Source organism: Paraburkholderia sp. FW306-02-B, assembly GCF_058782725.1.
In genome coordinates this window covers 1,917,730-1,935,481 of the sequence record NZ_JBYSXZ010000001.1, presented here as the reverse complement: position 1 = coordinate 1,935,481, position 17,752 = coordinate 1,917,730, and the positions used below count along the sequence as shown (strand labels likewise).

Here is a 17,752-nt window from a genome sequence, read left to right as displayed (position 1 = left end):
ATTCGGAATTTACATATCGAACTGTAGGCGTGAAAGTACGGCATCGCAACCACTTCGCGGCGCTTCTCCCCATGCCCCCAGTCTCCCCGCTTGATCGTTTTGCCGCGCTCGACACCAATACGGTGTCGGATGCACTGGACTTCCTCGGCCTTACTGGCGCTACGTTCGGACTGCGTCCCCTATGGGATTGCCCGAAGATCGTCGGCCGCGCCAGTACCATCCAACTGGGACCGAAGACGGACGCCAACCCGACAGTCCACCTCATTTCCCCCGTCATCGCGCAGATCCAGTCAGACGATCGCATTCTGGTTATCGCCGGCGGCATCGACGGAATTTCGTGCTGGGGCGACATTCTTGCGAATGCGGCGCAATTCAAGCGCATTCGTGGTTCCGTGATCGACGGCATGAGCCGCGATATTGAGGGTAGCGAATCGATCGGCTATCCGGTTTTTGGGCGCGGCGTAACCATGATCAGCGCGCGCAATCGGGTCATTCAGGTTTGTTCGGGCGAGTCCGTCAGCGTTGCCGGCGTGCTCGTCCATGAAGACGACTATGTCATCGCCGACCGTTGCGGCACCGTATTTGTCCCGGCCGCGCGCATCGAAGAGGTCGTCGAACTGGGCGAACGCATCGCCCGGCGGCAGGACGGCATGGTACAGGCTGTGCGCACCGGCCGATCAGTCGCCGAGGTCATGCACGACAAGGAATTTGAGGCTATCAAGGAAGGGAGCAAGTCATGAATCACGAGGACCAGGACCTGGTTGCCCTGTTCGCCGGGCTTGATACGCCTGGCGTATCGGACGCGTTAGACAAGCTGGGACTGCCCGGCCAATGTCTCAGCGTCGCACCGCTGGATAACTATGCGGGCGTGATCGTCGGTCCGGCATTCACGGTGAAGTATGTGCCGGCGACCACGCCCGCCGGCACAGTCGGCGACTTTATCGACGATGTCGCGCAAGGCGATGTGGTGGTGATCGATAACGACGGCCGGACCGACTGCACGGTGTGGGGCGACATCATGACCCAGTACGCGGGGGCTCGCAAGATCGCCGGTACGGTCATCGACGGCGTGTGTCGCGACGTGACGAAAGCACTGGACGACGGTTATCCGCTGTTCACCAAAGGGCGCTACATGCGAACGGGTAAGGACCGCGTTCAGGTTGAGGCCGTCAATGTCCCCGTGTCCATCGGCACGGCACGGGTTAGCGCGCGCGACATCGTCGTCGCCGACGCCAACGGTGTCGTCGTCGTCCCGCGCGAGCGGGCACGCGAGGTGGCCGCCACGGCCCGACAGATCGAAGCCGTCGAAACGGATATCCGCGCGCAGATTGCTCAGGGCAAAACGCTTCGGGAAGCACGTGAAGCGCGCGGTTACCACACACTGCAACGGAAGGCGTCGTGAGCACCCACACTTCAGCACTGGTTTTGCCCGCAGACTTCGCCCAGCGCGCGCGAGCGTTGGGCAGCGCCACGCTCTACGAGGCATCGGGCCTGCCGTGCGCCGTCGATCCCCTGGTGCGGACGATCTGGAGCGGCGCATTCGTCGCGGCCCCAGCGTATCCGCTGGTTTGCTCGCCCGGAGACAACCTGGCGATTCACATCGCCATGGAACGCGTGCCCCGCGGTAGCGTGCTGGTCGTCGGCACCAGTCATTTCGTGGCGGGCTACTGGGGCGAAGTGCTCACGGTCGCGGCTGAGGCCGCAGGTGTCGTGGGCCTGGTCATCGACGGCGGTGTGAGAGACGTCGCGGCCATGACCGCGCGGCGTTTTCCTGTGTTCGCACGGGGGATCTCGGTGCGCGGGACGGTCAAGGCCAGCGCGCCGTCGGTCGGTCAGCACACGATGTTCACCGGCGTACCCGTCGCTCAGGGCGATCTGGTGGTCGCCGATGACGACGGCGTCATCATTATTCCCGCCGCCGAAGCGGAGCGCACCCTCACTGCCGGAGAAGCACGCGCGGCTAAGGAAGCGACGATGATGCAACAGCTCACCGAAGGCGCGAGCACGCTCGAACTGATGGGTCTGACGCAATGGAGAAAAGCAGTATGACGATGGATCTGCAACGCCTGAACGTGCACCTCGCTAAAGCGCAACCTTCGGCAACCTATCGCATGATGGATCGCGTCGCAGCGAAACGCGCTTCGGGTGCCCGGATCGTCTCGCTGAGTGCAGGCGAGCCGGACTTCGACACGCCCGCACACATCTGCGACGCGGCCATCGAAGCGATGCGCGCCGGACATACGCGCTACACGCAGGTGGCCGGCATGCGACCGCTACGCGAGGCCGTGGCCGCGAAATTCCAGCGCGAAAACGGACTCGACGTCAGCTGGCAGGACACGATCATCTGCAGCGGCGGCAAGCAGGTCATCTACAACGCGCTGGCTGCGACGCTTAACGAAGGGGATGAAGTCATCGTTCCCGCACCGTACTGGGTCAGCTACCCGGAGATGGTTCAGTTGTGCGGTGCACGCCCGATCGTCGTCACGTGCGGCAGCGAGACCGGTTTCAAACTGACAGCACAGGCATTGGCAAGGGCGATCGGACCGCGCACGCGTTGGCTGATCCTGAACTCGCCGTCGAATCCTACTGGCGCGGTCTACAGCCGTGAGGAACTGGCCGTGCTTGCCGAGGTGCTGCTGGCCTATCCGCATGTGCTCATCCTGTCGGATGACATCTACGAACACCTGATTTTCGATGGTGCGGCTTTCCATACGATCGCGCAGGTCGAGCCTCGGCTGATGTCACGCACGCTGACGATGAATGGCGTCTCCAAGGCCTATGCGATGACGGGCTGGCGCATCGGCTTCGGTACCGGGCCTCGCTGGTTGCTCGACGCAATGGAAAAGCTTCAGGGGCAGCAGACTTCCGGAGCGAGTGCGATCTCGCAGCATGCCGCGCTGGCTGCGCTCACCGGTCCGCAACAGTTCATCTCCGAATCGCGTTCAGTCTTCGAGCAGCGGCGCGACCTGATGGTGAAGCTGCTCAATCAGGCTCCCGGTCTCACGTGCGCCCTACCCGGTGGCGCCTTTTATGCGTTTGCCTCGTGCAAGGGATTGATTGGCCGCGTCACGCCCGCTGGAACACGCCTCGATACCGATGAAGACGTAGCAGGCGCAATACTGGACGAAGCCGGTGTCGCCGTCGTGCAAGGCAGTGCCTTTGGGCTCGGCCCGTACATCCGGATCGCCTACGCGCTCGATGACGACGCATTGATCGAAGCGTGCCGCGCGATCACGCGCTTCTGCCAATCGCTCAGTGAGGAAAAACATGCCGTCGCCGAATGAGCTTGCAAAAGAAACCCTGCCCCTGACTGTGCAAGGCATTGGCGTCGAGATTGCCACGATGCGCAAATCCGGTACGCTCGCTCCAATCGTGTTCCTGCACGGGTTCGGTTCGACCAAGGAGGATTACACCGATGTCGTTCACTATCCGGCGTTCGCTGGGCATCCGGTCATTGCGTACGATGCTCCGGGCTGCGGAGCATCGCAGTGCGGCGATCTGTCGATGGTCTCCATTCCTTTCCTCGTGGCGACTGCGAAAGCCGTCCTCGACCGCCTCGGTATCAGCGAGTTTCATCTCGTCGGGCATTCGATGGGTGGACTCGCCGCGCTGATGCTCGCTCATGAAGAACCTCACCGCGTGCTGAGCTTCACCGACATCGAGGGAAACGTGGCCCCCGAGGACTGTTTCCTGAGCCGGCAGGTCATCGACTATCCCTCGGAGAGCGCGCAGGCTTTCTTCGACGACTTTATAGAACGAACGTGGCATTCGCCGTTCCATTCGTGTCCGCTCTATGCGGCGAGCCTGCGTCACAAGGTCCGCGCCGAAGCGATTCGTGGCATCTTCGGATCCATGGTCGAGTTGTCCGACCATGGGAGTCTGATGACGAAGTTCCTGTCGCTGCCATTCCCGAGGATGTTCATGTACGGCGAGCAGAACGCTTCGCTATCGTATCTGCCCCATCTTCGGCATCATGGCGTAGAACTGGCGGAAATCTCACACAGCGGGCATTTCCCTATGTATTCAAATCCCGTGGGAATGTGGAATCGCCTGGCGCAGTTCCTCGCCGTAGCTTCGCCCGCTTAAGTCACGGAGCATCGGGCCGCAAGCGAAGCGGACGGCGTGTCATGCGGGGGCAAACGGCGGCTGCATGAAGCGCATAAACCGGTCTGCTTCCTGGTATGCCAGCCGCGCGACAAATATGATCGCGTTTGATGCTCGACTCTCCAGACGGCATTGTTTGAGGTTGCGAAGCGCGAATCCGGTGAGCATCCTGGTTGTTCTCGTGGTGCCGCGGCTTGGCTGCAGACCGCAAGGTGTCCGGCCAGCAGTGACAACCAATCCGCCTAAACGGTCAGACCAGCGACTGCGGTGACGGGCTTTGCCCTTCAACGACACAATTACCCATGGCGGAAAATAGCCGCTCGCATCCATCCCGGTCCGCTGACTCAGGTATGCTGGGGCTTTGGGACGGCTTCCGTTCAAGGGGAAAAACATGCGGCGCGTCGTATTCAATCAGAAAGGTGGTGTAGGCAAATCGACCATCGTCTGCAACCTTGCGGCCATCAGCGCCAGCGAAGGTCTACGCACTCTGGTTATTGACCTGGATGCACAGGCAAATTCAAGTCAATACCTGCTCGGCCCGCAGGCCAGCGAGGCCCATCCCACCGTCGCTGGCTTCTTTGAAACCGCGCTAACGTTCAGCTTCAGGCCCGTAGAAGTCACGTCTTTCATTCATCCGACGCCGTTTGAGAATCTGGACGTTATGCCTGCTCATCCTGACCTGGACGCGTTGCACGGCAAACTGGAATCCCGCTACAAGATCTACAAGTTGCGTGACGCGCTAAACGAACTCGACATGTATGACGCGATTTATATCGACACACCGCCGGCGTTGAACTTCTACACCCGCTCCGCGCTGATCGCCGTCGAGCGTTGTCTGATCCCATTCGACTGTGATGACTTTTCCCGGCGCGCGCTTTACACGTTGCTGGAAAACGTGAAAGAGATCCGGCAGGATCACAACGTCGTGCTGGAGGTGGAAGGGATTATCATCAATCAGTTTCAGCCTCGTGCGAGCCTGCCCCAAAAGCTGGTCGACGAACTCGTCAGTGAGGGCTTGCCGGTGCTGGCTTCGCGGCTGTCTTCGTCCGTGAAGATCCGCGAATCGCATCAGCGGGCGACCCCCGTCATTCACCTCGATCCGGGACACAAACTTTCGCATGAATATCGGGCCTTGCATCGTGAACTGACCGAATAGCGAGGACTCGACAGACGGCCCGGTTCGGCCGAGATGGCACGAACATCCAAACGTTGGTTTCGCTGGCTGTGGCGCAAATAGCAATCGGCGAATCGGTTAGAGTGTCGGCCTGGCCGATTTGAGAGCCCGCGATGACCAAGCTGCAGAGTCTGGATGGGCTGTTCGCCGGCCGTCACTTTGACCGTGACGTGAAGGCAGCCAAAGCGTTTTTCCACAAGGCCATCAAGCATCGGAGCCAGTCACCGAAGACAATCACGCTCGATGGCTATGCCGTGTCGCACCGCGCGGTGCGCGAGATGAAGGCCGATGGTTTGCTGCCTGAGGATGGTTGATCGCGATGCAGGCGGAAACTGACGCCACGGAAAAACGACTCTGCGTGGGAGAACGTGCCGGGCGGCGGCAATCGCACGCTGAATGCGCCGGCGCCGGGCAGCGCCACCTTGAGCGACACGGTCGGTTGGTGATCCGGGTGCGCCCCGCGCGCGTCCTTCGTCGTCTATCACCAATGGCATATAGCCGGGCCCGCGCCCGACACACATACTGCAATCAACCTAAGCGTCTCTGCAACCTCGCCCGATCGCACTCACTCCGTTCCACGGAGCGACCCGCTTTCTCCCTGGACACGGCGCACATCGGCGCTTCGGTTCGGCGCAGCGGGTACATGCGCCACCATCTCGAAAGGAGAGTCAAAATGAAGACAGCACTTTTACTGGTCAGCGGCATGCTCTGCGCGTGCTCATTGCAGGCAAACGCGCAGGAAACCACCACGCATCAGCCGCCGACGGCAACCGAAATCATGAACAGTTCGCAAGGGTCAGACATGTCGACCAACTCGATGTCGGGCGGCGCCGCGATTCAACATGGCAAAACCCGCGCCGAGGTCTATCAGGACCTCGTGCGCTCGCAGCAGAACGGAGAAGCGGCGGGGCTCCAGCAGCTTTTCAAGGGAGGTCAATGATCTTTCTGTCCGCTCCGGGTCCCGGCAGCGGACGCACGCGACACACGACGAGGGCCGGGTGAAGAAGACCCGGTCATCGACGCGTTATGGCTTCGCTACAGCTTGATACCTCTTTTCTTCCAGCGCGGCGAAGGCAACCTGCCGGAGCCTGCCCGAATCTCAGGCAGGCGCGGCACATAGGCATGTTGACCGAGCGGTACCGGCGGTGGATTCAAAGTGCCGAGGCATGGCGCTAGCAGGTGAGGGGCCAGCGTGGCCGGCTCCGGATCGACGGAATCCGCCTCGTCTGCGACCCATGCACGAGCGGAAAGCTGAGGCGTGAAAACATTGGGCTGCAATCCATTCGCGTACTCGATGATTCTTTGCCTCGCCAGCAAGCGGGCCACCTGCGGCGCCGCTGCACTGGTTCCGCTCAGCGCAACGAGGCAGCCGCTGCGCGTACTCGCGCCCAGCACGCCTGCGCATGCGACGGAGTCTTCGCCGACAGCCGCCGCATCCGGACCGGATCGCTTCGTCTCCCGAAGAGAAGGTCCGGTCGATGAGTAGGTCGCAGCGCGTCCGTCAGTCCTGCGATAGGCACCGACCACGACGGTGTGCTCGCCGGTCGCAATGGAACTCAACGTGCCACTACGCTTGATCCAGGTCGACGCATTGCCTTCGTCGAAGTCCCGGACGTGGGCCCCAAAAACAAACCTCTTGTACTCCAGATCCTCGAAGCGCGACTGGCGTCCCCGCAGCGGATATCCGTAGGCCGTTTCATTACGCTGCACCCACGCATGAATCTCCAGATCGTCACCCGACCCGTTCATCAGCGTCACGGTCCAGTTGCCCGCCGGCGCCGGATCGCGCTGCGGCTGATTCATCGTCGTGGGGGCGAGTGCGATCAGGATCATATTGCGGTCCCCCGTCGCGACGCGATCCAGATAGACCACCGTGCACAGCACATTGCGCCCCGGTTGCCATGTGTAGAGATTCTTGACGGGAAACGCGGGGCTCCTGTCTCCCCACGGTGGAGTAATCTGAACGGTCACGCTGGATGCATCGACATCCTTCGGCAACCATATCTCAAGAAAACCAGGCGTGGCGCAATCGGGCAAGACGCGCCACATGATCGGGCTCGACGTTCCGCTCTCAACCGGGAGTGTCGCGTGACAGCGGAGCATGTTGCTGTTTCCTGCGGGTACGACGATGGATAGATCGCGATGCAGGCCGATCAGTTCGTCCATCGCGCGTTCAATGATCGAACTGCCGTCGTGCGGACCCGCCATATAGCCGTAGCTCAGGTTGAGTACAACCGAGTACCCCGCGCCGTTGGCAAGATCGTCGGCGCGACGCAGGAGGTAGCGGATCGCGTCGAGTGCGTGAACGGCGAACCACAGCCCGGACGTGTCGCGAATCGTTCGCCCTGCCGTCTTGAACTGGACGCACAGGATACGCGGCGGTTGACCCGTTACCGTCCGCTCGCCTTCCTGGATCAACGCGGCGGCCTCGATCTTGTTGGGCCTCACGCCGCACGCGAGATCCATGACCTCCGTGCCGTGCGCCCAGCGTTTGCGCGGACTGACGTAACCGTTGAGCCGATACACGGCGTCTTCATCGACGAGTCCGTTGGTCACACACTGCTTAAGCAAGTCGTTTATCTCGTCGCGGGCTAGCTCACGCCCGTAGTGCACGCCGAGCGGCGCCGCCGCCGCGTCATCCTGATTCCAGAAGTATTCGATGCGGGTCGACGGAATATCGGCGACGGAACGAAAGCGTTCGTGAGCGAACGCCAGTCCGTCGTCCATGACACCCATGAACACGGCGTGCGGCTGGTCCGGCGCGTCAGTGGACGCTGCGCCTGGTTGAGCGATGGGACCGAAGACGGGCGCCGTTCCCGGCACGGGCGCTTCGGGACCGGGAGCCAAAGACTGCGCCGCGTCACCAGGAGCGATCGGCATCCCGAGTTCGAAGCGCTTCACGACACCCTTCATGGCGCCATCGATTTCGGTGAAGAACTGCTTGGTCACGACGGCCGTCAGGAAGCGCGACGCTTCCAGACCATGCGGCGGAAAGCGATAGACGGTCGATACCTGAATCCACGTCTTCCACGCGGCGTTCGCGTTTTCCAGACTCTCCGCGAACGCCTGCGCGCTAAGTGGCGGAGCGCCATCTACTGGCCAGTGCGCTTCCAGTTCGAGGATGACGCGCACCCAACCCGTGGGTTGCCCTCCGAGGTGAGCAAATGCCGTTGTGTCCGCCCACGCCAGATAGGGGTCGGCGCGGGCGCTGTCAACGGCGCGTCCGGTCCAGTCGAGACCACTCCACGCGCCGCCGCCCGCCAAAGATTGCCAGCTCATATGCCACCTCGTATGCCGCCCTTTCTGCACGCATCGACACGCTTACGGCAAACGCGTGGTCTGGAGACTCTTGCCCGTCCACTCGCTCTCCGCCTGGTTCCATAGCCACGACAGAATGTCGGATCCATCCACGGCCGTTTGCACAGAGTCCCAGCCGATGAACGAGAAGTAGGCTTGCACCTGCGCCGCGGTCGTGCCCGGATTGTTCGCGATATAGCCGGCGACATCGGCATCGCTCAGCGGCTCGTGATAGTCGAAATCCGGGTTGCCGTGCGGATCATTGGCGTTGATATCCTTGCCCTTGAAATAGCGGGAAGTGATCATGCCGTTACCGCCAAGCTTGCGCTTACACCGCGCGACAAAGTATTCCCCGAGCGACGTGCCGAGCACGTGCCCCGCAATGCTGTCGATCGGAAAATGCACACCCGCCACCGTTCGATTCACCGCGACGCGGTACGCCTGTCTCATTGCCTGCTGACGGAATACGGAGCCGGGCAACTCATTGAACAATGCGCACAGCACCACCGCGATAATGAACGCCTGGGTCGAATGGCCGCTCGGTAGCGAGCCATGACCCGGCGTCTGGATCATCGGCTGGACCTGGGTCGAGTACTCGATGGCCCTTTGCGCCGCTATCGCATGCTTGAAGCGAATTTCCACGAAGATCGCGAATCGCACGACGGTATCGAGCAGTTCGAGCGTCTTCGGCGTGCGGCTCGGGTGCAGATAGATGAGGGTGCTCCAGAACGCCACTTGCGGACCCATCTGACACAGTATCTCCGCGGTGCGGTCCTCGCGCAGGTCCGAATAGAAGTCCAACCAGTCGAGTTGTTTCGTGAAGACGTCAACGCCCGGCCTGCTCAAGGAGACGATTTCCACGTCCGAGCCGCTTGCCGCGCTTGCCCGGTGAGACAGCATGGCGGTGTAAGGGTCGGGAAACGAAAAACGCAGACTGGTCAGCAGTTCGAAATCGAACACCGTCGCGCGCACCCAGGGTTCCCATCGCCACAGCTGAGCCGGATCGTCGAGCACCGGCGGTGTGGCGAGATTCTGCAGTTTCTGATTATCGAAGTTGAGCGTGACCAGTTCCGGAGGCCGCCAACTGCCTACTATCCCGTCCCGGTGTCCAATCAGCGCTTCCGCGAGAAGCCGCGCGTCGCCCGAATTGCCACCGCCGCCCGCATCATAGACGCCACCCGCGCCGCCACCGCCGGGTGGAACTCCCGCACCACCCGCACCGCCTGCACCACCCGCACCACCCGCTCCGCCAAGTCCGCCCACGATATGTCTCCTCTCTCAGGGATCCAGCACCGCATTCATTGCTTCTTTTATCTAGCCAGGCAATCCCGCCTGACGGAGTGCCTCCGACCAGATCTTGCCGGTCTTGTACGCGCCGCTAGGCGAGCGTTCGAGATAACGTTGCACCGTCAGCGTCGGCTCGATGGCCAGCACTTCGCCGACCGTCAAACGCGCCGCCTCGACGTTGCCGAGCAGCGACTGCGCGATCGCCAGCGCGCGTAACGTGGACGTGTTGGTACGATTCACCCGCAGCGACCGTTGCGCCAGTTCCACCGCGCGTTCGTAACGGCCTGCGGATAGCGCGGCCGTTGCGCCTAGCGACTCGTAGAAATAGCGCAAGGGATCGAGCGGCGAAAGCCTGAGGGCTCGCTCGGTTGCGTCGACAGCCTCCTCGCCCTCGCCTTCGAATGCGTGCAGCGTGCCTTTGAGCAGCCATGCAAGCGAATCGTTGGGATTGACCGAGAGCGCGAGCGCGTAGCGCTGCTGCGCGACGTCGAGCTGCTTGAGCAGATTTGTGTGCACGAATCCGTCGATGGTCAACGCGAGCGAACACTCAGGATCGGCGTCAAGCGCGCGTCGCGTGCATTCGAGCGCCACATTTGCTTCGCCGCTGCGGTCATCGGTCCAACCGCGATTGAAGCGCAAGACATGCCACTTGGCGAGCCATGCATGCGGCAATGCCTGTCTGCGCGCGCGTTCGATCACCGCTTCCAGCATGTCCCGCGCGCGGTTGAAGTCGTCCGCCACGCCGCGGTGCATCAGCACGATGGCGCTCATCAGCAGTGTCGAGATTTCGAGCGTGGGCAACGCCTGCGATCGTGCCCGATGCAATTCGCGATTGATAATCGCATTGCTGACCTCGCCGACCACCTGGCCGATCAGTTCGTCTTCGCCGAGCATGATCTCGGAAGTGCGGCCTCTGATGCGCTCAGTCCACAAAATGTGACGCGATTTGGCCTCGGCGAGCTCGGCGACGAGCACGAACTGATCGCCCGACATTCGATATGCGCCCGACAGTACGTAACGCGCGCCGAGAAACCCACTGATTTCGTCGAGTGACGCGCCGCGCTCGCGAAACGCGGTCGTGGACAAACGCGAGATCACCAGAAGCTCGGCCGTGCGAGACAAGGAGGAGATGATCTCGTCGGCGAGCACTTCGCCGAGCATCTGCTGTTCGACGTCACCGCCACGCAAGATGAACGGAATCACCGCAATTGTGGGCCGCAGCTCCGGCAAAAAAGCGGCGCCACGCTCGATCAGCGGACGTGGACCGGGCGGACCGATCCGATAGGCGCGCACCGGATGCTCGAAATGCTTCAGATGGCATTCGCCGAGGTCGTCGATTTCCGCGTCCAGTTCGGAAGTAAGCTGATCCCGTACCTGCGCGGACACCACGATCTCTCCCGGTCCCGCCAGCGTGTACAGGCGCGCAGCCAGGTTGACGCCGCGGCCGTACACGTCACGCTCGTCTTCGTACAACTCCGTGATGTGCAAGCCCATCCGCAAGAGCATGTGCCTGGTCGCCGGCTCGCCTGCGTTGACCTCGCGCGACGCGCGCTGGATAGCAAAGGTTGCGGCGAGTCCATCCTGCAGGCGGACGAACGTGACCATGAGTCCGTCGCCCTCAGTTCTGATCAGGCGGCCGCAATGCGCAGGCACCAACTCATTCTCGATCTGCGCCTTGAACGCGCGCCAGCGCCGCGCTGCTTCGACCTCGTTATCCTGCATCAGCCTGCAGGACTCAACGAGGTCCATAAACAGCACGGCGCGAACGACACAAACCAGTCCATCCGGTGAAAGGGGGAAATCTGCCATCACTTTTATTCAAGCCATTTTTTGGCGCGCACGGGTCTTATACACAATGAACTTCACCGCCCCTGCGCATTCTTTCGGATGTCACGTCGGAAGAGCCGCGGCCACGCATGCGCAACCTTTCAGCGCTGAGCCGAAATGCTCGAAATAGTGAATCTCGCCGCCTGACGGGACCCTGCGAACGCGCGCCCGACGTCTTCAGCAGACTGGCGATTTGTATGTGTTATAGGCCAAAAAAGCCTTGGAAAAACGGCTTTTTTTGCCCGCCATCCACTTTATGTCAGTCGATATCGGACAAATCGAAGCCCGTTGGAATGCCGAGTCTGCAATAAACGTTCGACAGTCGCAATTAACGCTTCGCGCGCAGCTTATCGGCCTCCAATCGGCGGGTAATCAAGTGGATCAGATAGCTGGCGAATTCCGGGTCCTGGTAATAAAGTCGCATCGCGTCGGTCGCCGAGACCACCAGCAACTCGCATTCGCTCTTGCAACGCGCCGTGCACGTGCGCCGATGGTCCGGAGAGAAGAGCCCGATTTCGCCCAGTATCGTGCCCTGCCCCACCTCGATGCCAATCTCCTCGAGCATGACCGTTCCGCGCACCACGTAGTAAAGAGCATCGCTTCGGTCATCTTTGTGAAAGAGGACGTGGCCGGATTGAAAACGGGTGGGCGTCGTATAAGCCAGCAGCCGACTGATTGAAAGCTGGCCGTCCAGCGCGTGGTGAAGTTGCACATCGCCGACCTGCTGCAACCGCGCTGCGGCAACGCTCGCCTGCCCCCGACTTCCGACCTTTAGTGCTTTGTACACCGTATATAAGTGCACTTTTACGGTTCCTTCCGTAATGTTCAACTGTCGCGCGATCGACTTGTTCGAATCGCCACGCGCCGCGAGCGCCAACACTTGCAGTTGGCGAGGCGTCAGGAAGTGGGGATTGGGATCGGCCGCGACGGCGGACCTTTGCAGCGCGTCGGTGGAAGCGGTAGCCTCGGTGGCCGCCGACCAGCGAACGGCCGATGGCAGATACCGCCCGCCGGCAACGAGGAGGCGCAGTGCACCGACCAGTGCATTGCTGGACTCCGATTTACCCAGGTGAGCTGCTACGCCAGCCGAGATGAATTGCTCGACGGTCTGAGGATCGACCGAGGTCAGCAGTGCAAGCACGGGCAGGTTCGGTGCACCGTGACGAGAAGCGCTTGCGGTAGTGAGCGCCTCCTGTAGGTAGTCACCGTCGAGCACGAGTACGTCGACCGCTTGCCCGCTATCGATAGGGCTCAACGCGTAGTCGGCGCATTTCACTTCGGCGCCGTCGGCCACGTCGCCGAGCAGACGCGCGACGCCATCGCGAAACAAACCTGCGGGAGCAATGAAAAGGATCAGCATGAGCCGTGCGCGCTTTTCAAGTGGCTAACGGCCCGTCAACGCCTGCCTCGCAACGTGCAGCGGACCATTAGTATGATGGAATGAAGGTAGTGGCTCACAAACATGGGCACCGCTAACCGTTATAGGCGACACCCAAAGAGAGCGTCACGCTCCTTACGCGGATCGACGGGTTGATGCGACGGCTGGCCGAGACCCGGCGTTATTGTTCGAACGAGCCCGTTGGCGTCGGCGGCAAAAATGACACTTTTTTTCGACCTCACCAGAAATGATATAAAACTCGCTCAGCAATTGGATACGAACACGATGATCAAGATGGCCGAGCTTTATCGGGCCCGCAGTGTCGAGGTTGCAAGACTGCAAGCGAATGACGACGCATCTTTCCCCCGCCACTCCCATGCCGGGTATGTCGTTAGCGCAAACATGTCCGGTTGTGAAAACATATGGGTGGACGGGCCAATGTCCAGGAATGCATGCCACCGTGTGCGGGCAACTGCGTATCGAGATGACCGGCGGCGAGGTTCGCGTCGGTCCAGCCGAGCACCCTGTCGAACGTGGCGCGATCGTTCGCGACGAGTGCAAGGAACAGCGCGTACGACTGCCCTTCTGATGTGCTCTGCTGCGTGGGCGTCGTGAAATCGAGCACGCGTCCGTCGGCCTGCATCTGCGAGTCGACGAATGCGTTCCAGGCCGGCCACTCGTCGTCAGCGGATCCAGCCCCGAACGCAGTGGACGGCAACGTGCCGCTCAGGCAGAGCAGCGCGCCAGCGCCAGGAAAGAAGCGCCGCCGCGTTCGCACGGGCACCGGGGCGGCCCGCGCACCAATGCCTGCGATCACGTCAACGAAACGGGCAAGTGTCGGCATCCTGGTGATGGTTATCGTCGAGCTGCAGGTAGACATTGCGCGGCACGTCGCGACGAGAGTTTTACCACAGCCCACCAACTGTGCGTGCTGTCACCCGTTTGCGATGTCACCGGTGAAGACTATTTGCATGGCGCAATCCGCGGTTAGGCGCTAATCTCATACAAAATACCGCAGTGCCAACCGTACGGATATCCGCGTATGCAGCAGAAAATCCATGGGATTATCGCTCTCGCACTGCTGGTGGGGCTCGCCGTACTGGCTGTTCTATCAGTCGGCTTGCCTCACTCCGTAACCAACGCATTACTCTTCATTGCGCTGTTCGGGTTTCTCGCCCTTGTGCAGACGCCTGCCACACGACCGTTACTGCTTGCCGTTAGCGGCTTCGTCATCATCCGCTACATCGCGTGGCGCTTCGAATCGTTCCCAGTCCATGGCGGCCTGTCTGCGAGGATCGCCGCCGCAGCCCTGCTGGCGGCCGAACTCTATTGCATGGGCGTGGTACTGCTCGGCTATTTCGTCAGCGTCCGGCCGCTTGAGCGTCAGCCGCTGCCGCTGCCCACCCATCCCGACGTGCTGCCATTGGTCGACGTCTACATTCCGACCTACTCGGAGCCGCTTTCGGTCGTTGCCCCAACGGTGTGCGGCGCAGTCGAAATCGACTATCCGAAAGACCGCTTCCGCGTCCACGTGCTCGACGATGGCTTCCCTCGATCCAAAACCGCGAAAAGCCTCGCGCAGCGGCAGGCACTGGCCGAACGTGCCGCGCAGTTGAAGGCATTATGCGCAAGGCATGGCGCTATCTATCTGACTCGCGAATCGAACGAGCACGCAAAGAGCGGCAATCTGAACGCGGCATTGCAAAGCACGGCGGGCGAGCTGATTGCCATTCTCGATGCGGATCACGTGCCGACGCGCGATTTTTTGCGCTCCACCGTCGGCTTTTTCATGCAGGATCCGAAAGCCGCATTGGTACAGACGCCACATTTCTTTACCAACCCGGACCCGCTCGAGAAAAACCTCGGTCTGTTCAACCAGATGCCGGCGGAGAACGACCTGTTCTACCGTGTCGTTCAGCCGGGCCTGGATACCTGGAATACGTCGTTTTTCTGCGGCTCCGGCGCTCTCGTCCGGCGTGCCGCCATCATGGAAGTCGGCGGATTCTCGACGGACTCCATTACCGAAGACGCTTCGACTTCCGTCAAGTTGCATCAGCGAGGCTGGCGTTCGGTGTATTTCGGCCGGCCGATGGTCGCAGGTCTGCAGCCTGAAACGATTTCGGGCTTCCTCGTTCAGCGCATCCGCTGGGGCGTCGGCATGATGCAGATTCTCATGAAACAGAATCCCTGGCTCATTGCGGGGCTGACGCCGGCTCAGCGGTTCTGCTATTTTTCGGTCGGTCTCTTCTGGTTCTTTCCGTTCGCCCGCCTCGCCACTTTCCTCGTGCCGATTATCGGCATCGTGTTCAAGCTGCAGATGTATCCAGGTGGGACGGACAACCTCCTCAGCTACACGCTGCCGTTTCTCGTCGTCGCGCTTTTAACGGCCGAGCGGCTGAACGGACGCTTCCGGCGTATCTTTTCCTCCGAGCTCTACGAAACGCTTCAGGCGTTTTACATGCTACCGGCCCTCCTATCGGCTCTCGCGCGCCCCAACGCCCCGACGTTCAGCGTCACGCCAAAGGGAGAGCAGAGCGAAGCAGACTTCATCAGCGAATTCCGTCTGCCGTTCTACGGCATGTTTGTCTGCTGTGCGATCGGCCTCCTTTGGGGCATTGTCCGGATGGTCCACGAACCGGAGTCGCGCCCGATCCTCGCGGCGGCCGTGCTCTGGATCGGCTTCAATCTTTTTCTGAGCTTCGGCGCGCTCGGCGCGCTGTTCGAGAAAGCACAGCGCCGCGCACGTCCCCGCATCGTCATCGACGAACCGATCACCGTCTCCGGTGAATTCGGCGAACAGGAAGTGCTGCTACTCGATGCCAATGAACTGGGCTTGCGGATACGCGTTCCCGACGGTCTGGTACTGGATCGATTCGAAGTCAGGTTCCAGCATCACCTGCTGGCCGCGTATGTCATCCCCCCCTTCAATGCGGCAAGTAACGATTATGTCGCGCTTTACGCGCCCCGGTCGCCGGAAGAAGAACGGGCCGCTGTCATCCTCGCTTACGGCGACAGCGACCGTTGGGTGCGACAGTGGAAGCGGCGAGAGGCATCGGCAAACTTCATCAAGTCCCTGTTGGGCATGCTCGCCATCTCGCTCAGAGGCGCCCATGCCCATGCGCGCCACGTCGTCCGCAAAGGCTTTCATGGCTAAGTGGCTCGTTCGCGCCCTTGCCGCGTGCCTGCTCAGCCTGGCCACACTGTCCGCAACGGCGCAGACGGTGACACGGCCGTTTTCCTCGCTCCGCCCAACAGGCGGCGCAGCCACTGCCGCGCACGCGCTCATCGTCGAACTCTCTCCACGCGAGGCACTGAGCGGGGTGCATCTCCGTGTTGCGTCAGTTGCCGCGCCACCGGCCGGGGCCCACTATGTGGTCTGGGTAAACGGCGCACAGGCGGCCGAGGTCGATGCGAACGAAGTCGAGCAGACCCTCGCGCTTTCGCCGGGCGCCTTTATGCCCGGCACCAACAGCATCCAGCTGGCGCTCGTACCGCGCTCGGCAGCAATCAGCGCCGCGACCGCGCTCGCCAACGTTGCGCTCGTCGACGACGCGCGCTCCTCGGTGTCGCTGGACTTCGCCGGGCTACGCCCCAATACGGCCCCGACATTGGCGCAGCTTCCCGTGGCATTTGACGGGAGGGCATGGATGCCGCGCACCGTGACGATTGAGTTGGGACGGGATCCCGCATCCCCGGAGCAACTGCGGGCGGCCGCGCTCGCAGTGCAAGGTATCGCTGCGCGTATGCAGCAGGTGGATGTGAAGGCCGCCTATCAGAATGAAAGCCCGATCGTCGCGGAGGACCATGATCTGGCTTCCTGGGCTATCGCGCCGGGAGCCGCGCGCGCCGGCGACGTCCTGCTGGTCGGCACACGTGCAGCGCTCGCGGATGCATTGCCCGCTGCGGTGGCGAGCGCGATTACCGGCCCGTTTCTCGGCGTCTATTCCGCCAACGAGGGCAAGTCCGTCATTGTCGTGCTCTCGGGTGTCACCGATGCCGATTGCGTGCATGCTGCGCACGCGTTTGCAGACACGGCCATGGTGTTCCCGGCTCGCAGCGCGATCACGCTCGGCGACGCGACGGCCGTTCACGCGCCGCAAACGCATCTCGCCGTCGCGCTGGGACAGGAGCACTCCGCGCTCGTGCGCGCCGCGCTGAATTTCGCTGCGATCCGCGTTCGGGCGACGGGCGCGCTTGCCGACTTTACGTTCACGTTCTCCGGCGACAGCGCACACACCGATCTCTTTTTTGGTCGAGATGCCGAGCTTGCCACGCAGTCGCGTCGCCAACTGCCGGTCTATCCGCCCTTGCAACCGGGACAAGCAGTGTCCCTGCCGGGCAGTGTCGGCGCGCAACGGATCGTCGCCGTGCTCGGCAGCGGCGATGCGTCGGTGGCCCGTGCCATCGACATGTTGCGCCAGCCGGCCACATGGTCGCTCTTTACCCGGGGGGCGACGCTTTTCGACACAGCGGCGGAGTCGGCCGTACCGCTTGCGGTCGCGAGACGCTCGCCCGCCGCCGCGCTCCGGCTGCTGCTCATCGACCCCAAGGTGTTCTGGTCCGTTCTTGTCGCATTGCTGATCCTTTTATTCATCTTCCTGAACGTCACGTTGAAGGCGCAGGTGGCGAAACGGCTTGACGCCGGTAACCATGCGTCCTCGTCGCGTACGCCTCTAAAACGATAA

At 61.8% G+C, this 17,752-nt stretch carries 14 protein-coding genes and 1 pseudogene; 10 read left to right on the top strand and 5 right to left on the bottom strand.

Translation table 11 applies throughout. The features are described from left to right. The first annotated feature begins 71 nt into the window (after window positions 1-71). The 8 genes and pseudogenes from AC3WOG_RS08525 to AC3WOG_RS08490 all read left to right on the top strand — a co-directional run bounded on the left by AC3WOG_RS08525 (window position 72) and on the right by AC3WOG_RS08490 (window position 6,218). Complete coding sequence (locus AC3WOG_RS08525; protein ID WP_492579741.1) at window positions 72-740, top strand: RraA family protein; 669 nt, start codon at window positions 72-74, stop codon at window positions 738-740. Continuing rightward, entirely contained in the window at window positions 737-1,402 is a 666-nt protein-coding gene (locus AC3WOG_RS08520; RefSeq protein ID WP_492577567.1) for an RraA family protein, read from the top strand. Before AC3WOG_RS08525 ends, AC3WOG_RS08520 begins: the two co-directional genes overlap by 4 nt. Next, on the top strand, window positions 1,399-2,049 hold the full coding sequence (locus tag AC3WOG_RS08515; protein ID WP_492577566.1) for an RraA family protein: 651 nt from the start codon (window positions 1,399-1,401) through the stop codon (window positions 2,047-2,049). Before AC3WOG_RS08520 ends, AC3WOG_RS08515 begins: the two co-directional genes overlap by 4 nt. After that, complete coding sequence (locus tag AC3WOG_RS08510; RefSeq protein ID WP_492577565.1) at window positions 2,046-3,284, top strand: pyridoxal phosphate-dependent aminotransferase; 1,239 nt, start codon at window positions 2,046-2,048, stop codon at window positions 3,282-3,284. The genes AC3WOG_RS08515 and AC3WOG_RS08510 overlap by 4 nt, the downstream gene beginning before the upstream one ends. Further along, window positions 3,268-4,086: an alpha/beta fold hydrolase gene (locus AC3WOG_RS08505; protein WP_492577564.1), complete on the top strand. Its 819-nt coding sequence runs from the start codon at window positions 3,268-3,270 to the stop codon at window positions 4,084-4,086. Before AC3WOG_RS08510 ends, AC3WOG_RS08505 begins: the two co-directional genes overlap by 17 nt. Before the next feature lie 409 nt (window positions 4,087-4,495). Beyond that, complete coding sequence (locus AC3WOG_RS08500) at window positions 4,496-5,260, top strand: ParA family protein (protein WP_492577563.1); 765 nt, start codon at window positions 4,496-4,498, stop codon at window positions 5,258-5,260. 182 nt (window positions 5,261-5,442) lie between these two features. After that, window positions 5,443-5,586, top strand: a pseudogene (locus AC3WOG_RS08495) (DDE-type integrase/transposase/recombinase); the annotation flags it as partial. A gap of 365 nt (window positions 5,587-5,951) precedes the next feature. Beyond that, entirely contained in the window at window positions 5,952-6,218 is a 267-nt protein-coding gene (locus AC3WOG_RS08490; RefSeq protein WP_492577562.1) for a hypothetical protein, read from the top strand. 95 nt (window positions 6,219-6,313) lie between these two features. On the opposite strand, the gene AC3WOG_RS08485 is transcribed toward AC3WOG_RS08490, so the two are convergent. The 5 genes from AC3WOG_RS08485 to AC3WOG_RS08465 all read right to left on the bottom strand — a co-directional run bounded on the left by AC3WOG_RS08485 (window position 6,314) and on the right by AC3WOG_RS08465 (window position 13,947). After that, window positions 6,314-8,557, bottom strand: a complete 2,244-nt coding sequence (locus AC3WOG_RS08485) for a S8 family serine peptidase (protein ID WP_492577561.1) — start codon at window positions 8,555-8,557, stop codon at window positions 6,314-6,316. Between the two features lie 42 nt (window positions 8,558-8,599). Then, a complete protein-coding gene (locus tag AC3WOG_RS08480; RefSeq protein ID WP_492577560.1) occupies window positions 8,600-9,838 on the bottom strand; it encodes a phosphatase PAP2 family protein in 1,239 nt (412 codons plus the stop codon). Window positions 9,839-9,889: 51 nt separating this feature from the next. Further along, complete coding sequence (locus AC3WOG_RS08475) at window positions 9,890-11,671, bottom strand: adenylate/guanylate cyclase domain-containing protein (protein WP_492577559.1); 1,782 nt, start codon at window positions 11,669-11,671, stop codon at window positions 9,890-9,892. Between the two features lie 346 nt (window positions 11,672-12,017). Continuing rightward, window positions 12,018-13,049, bottom strand: a complete 1,032-nt coding sequence (locus AC3WOG_RS08470) for a LuxR C-terminal-related transcriptional regulator (protein ID WP_492577558.1) — start codon at window positions 13,047-13,049, stop codon at window positions 12,018-12,020. Window positions 13,050-13,458: 409 nt separating this feature from the next. Beyond that, window positions 13,459-13,947 carry a glycosyl hydrolase family 8 gene (locus tag AC3WOG_RS08465; RefSeq protein ID WP_492577557.1) on the bottom strand — a complete coding sequence of 163 codons (489 nt, stop codon included), beginning with the start codon at window positions 13,945-13,947 and terminating at the stop codon, window positions 13,459-13,461. Between the two features lie 162 nt (window positions 13,948-14,109). Here AC3WOG_RS08465 and bcsA point away from each other — a divergent pair, with 162 nt between their 5' ends. Continuing rightward, a complete protein-coding gene (gene bcsA, locus AC3WOG_RS08460) occupies window positions 14,110-16,221 on the top strand; it encodes a UDP-forming cellulose synthase catalytic subunit (protein ID WP_492577556.1) in 2,112 nt (703 codons plus the stop codon). Next, entirely contained in the window at window positions 16,184-17,752 is a 1,569-nt protein-coding gene (locus tag AC3WOG_RS08455; protein ID WP_492577555.1) for a hypothetical protein, read from the top strand. The genes bcsA and AC3WOG_RS08455 overlap by 38 nt, the downstream gene beginning before the upstream one ends.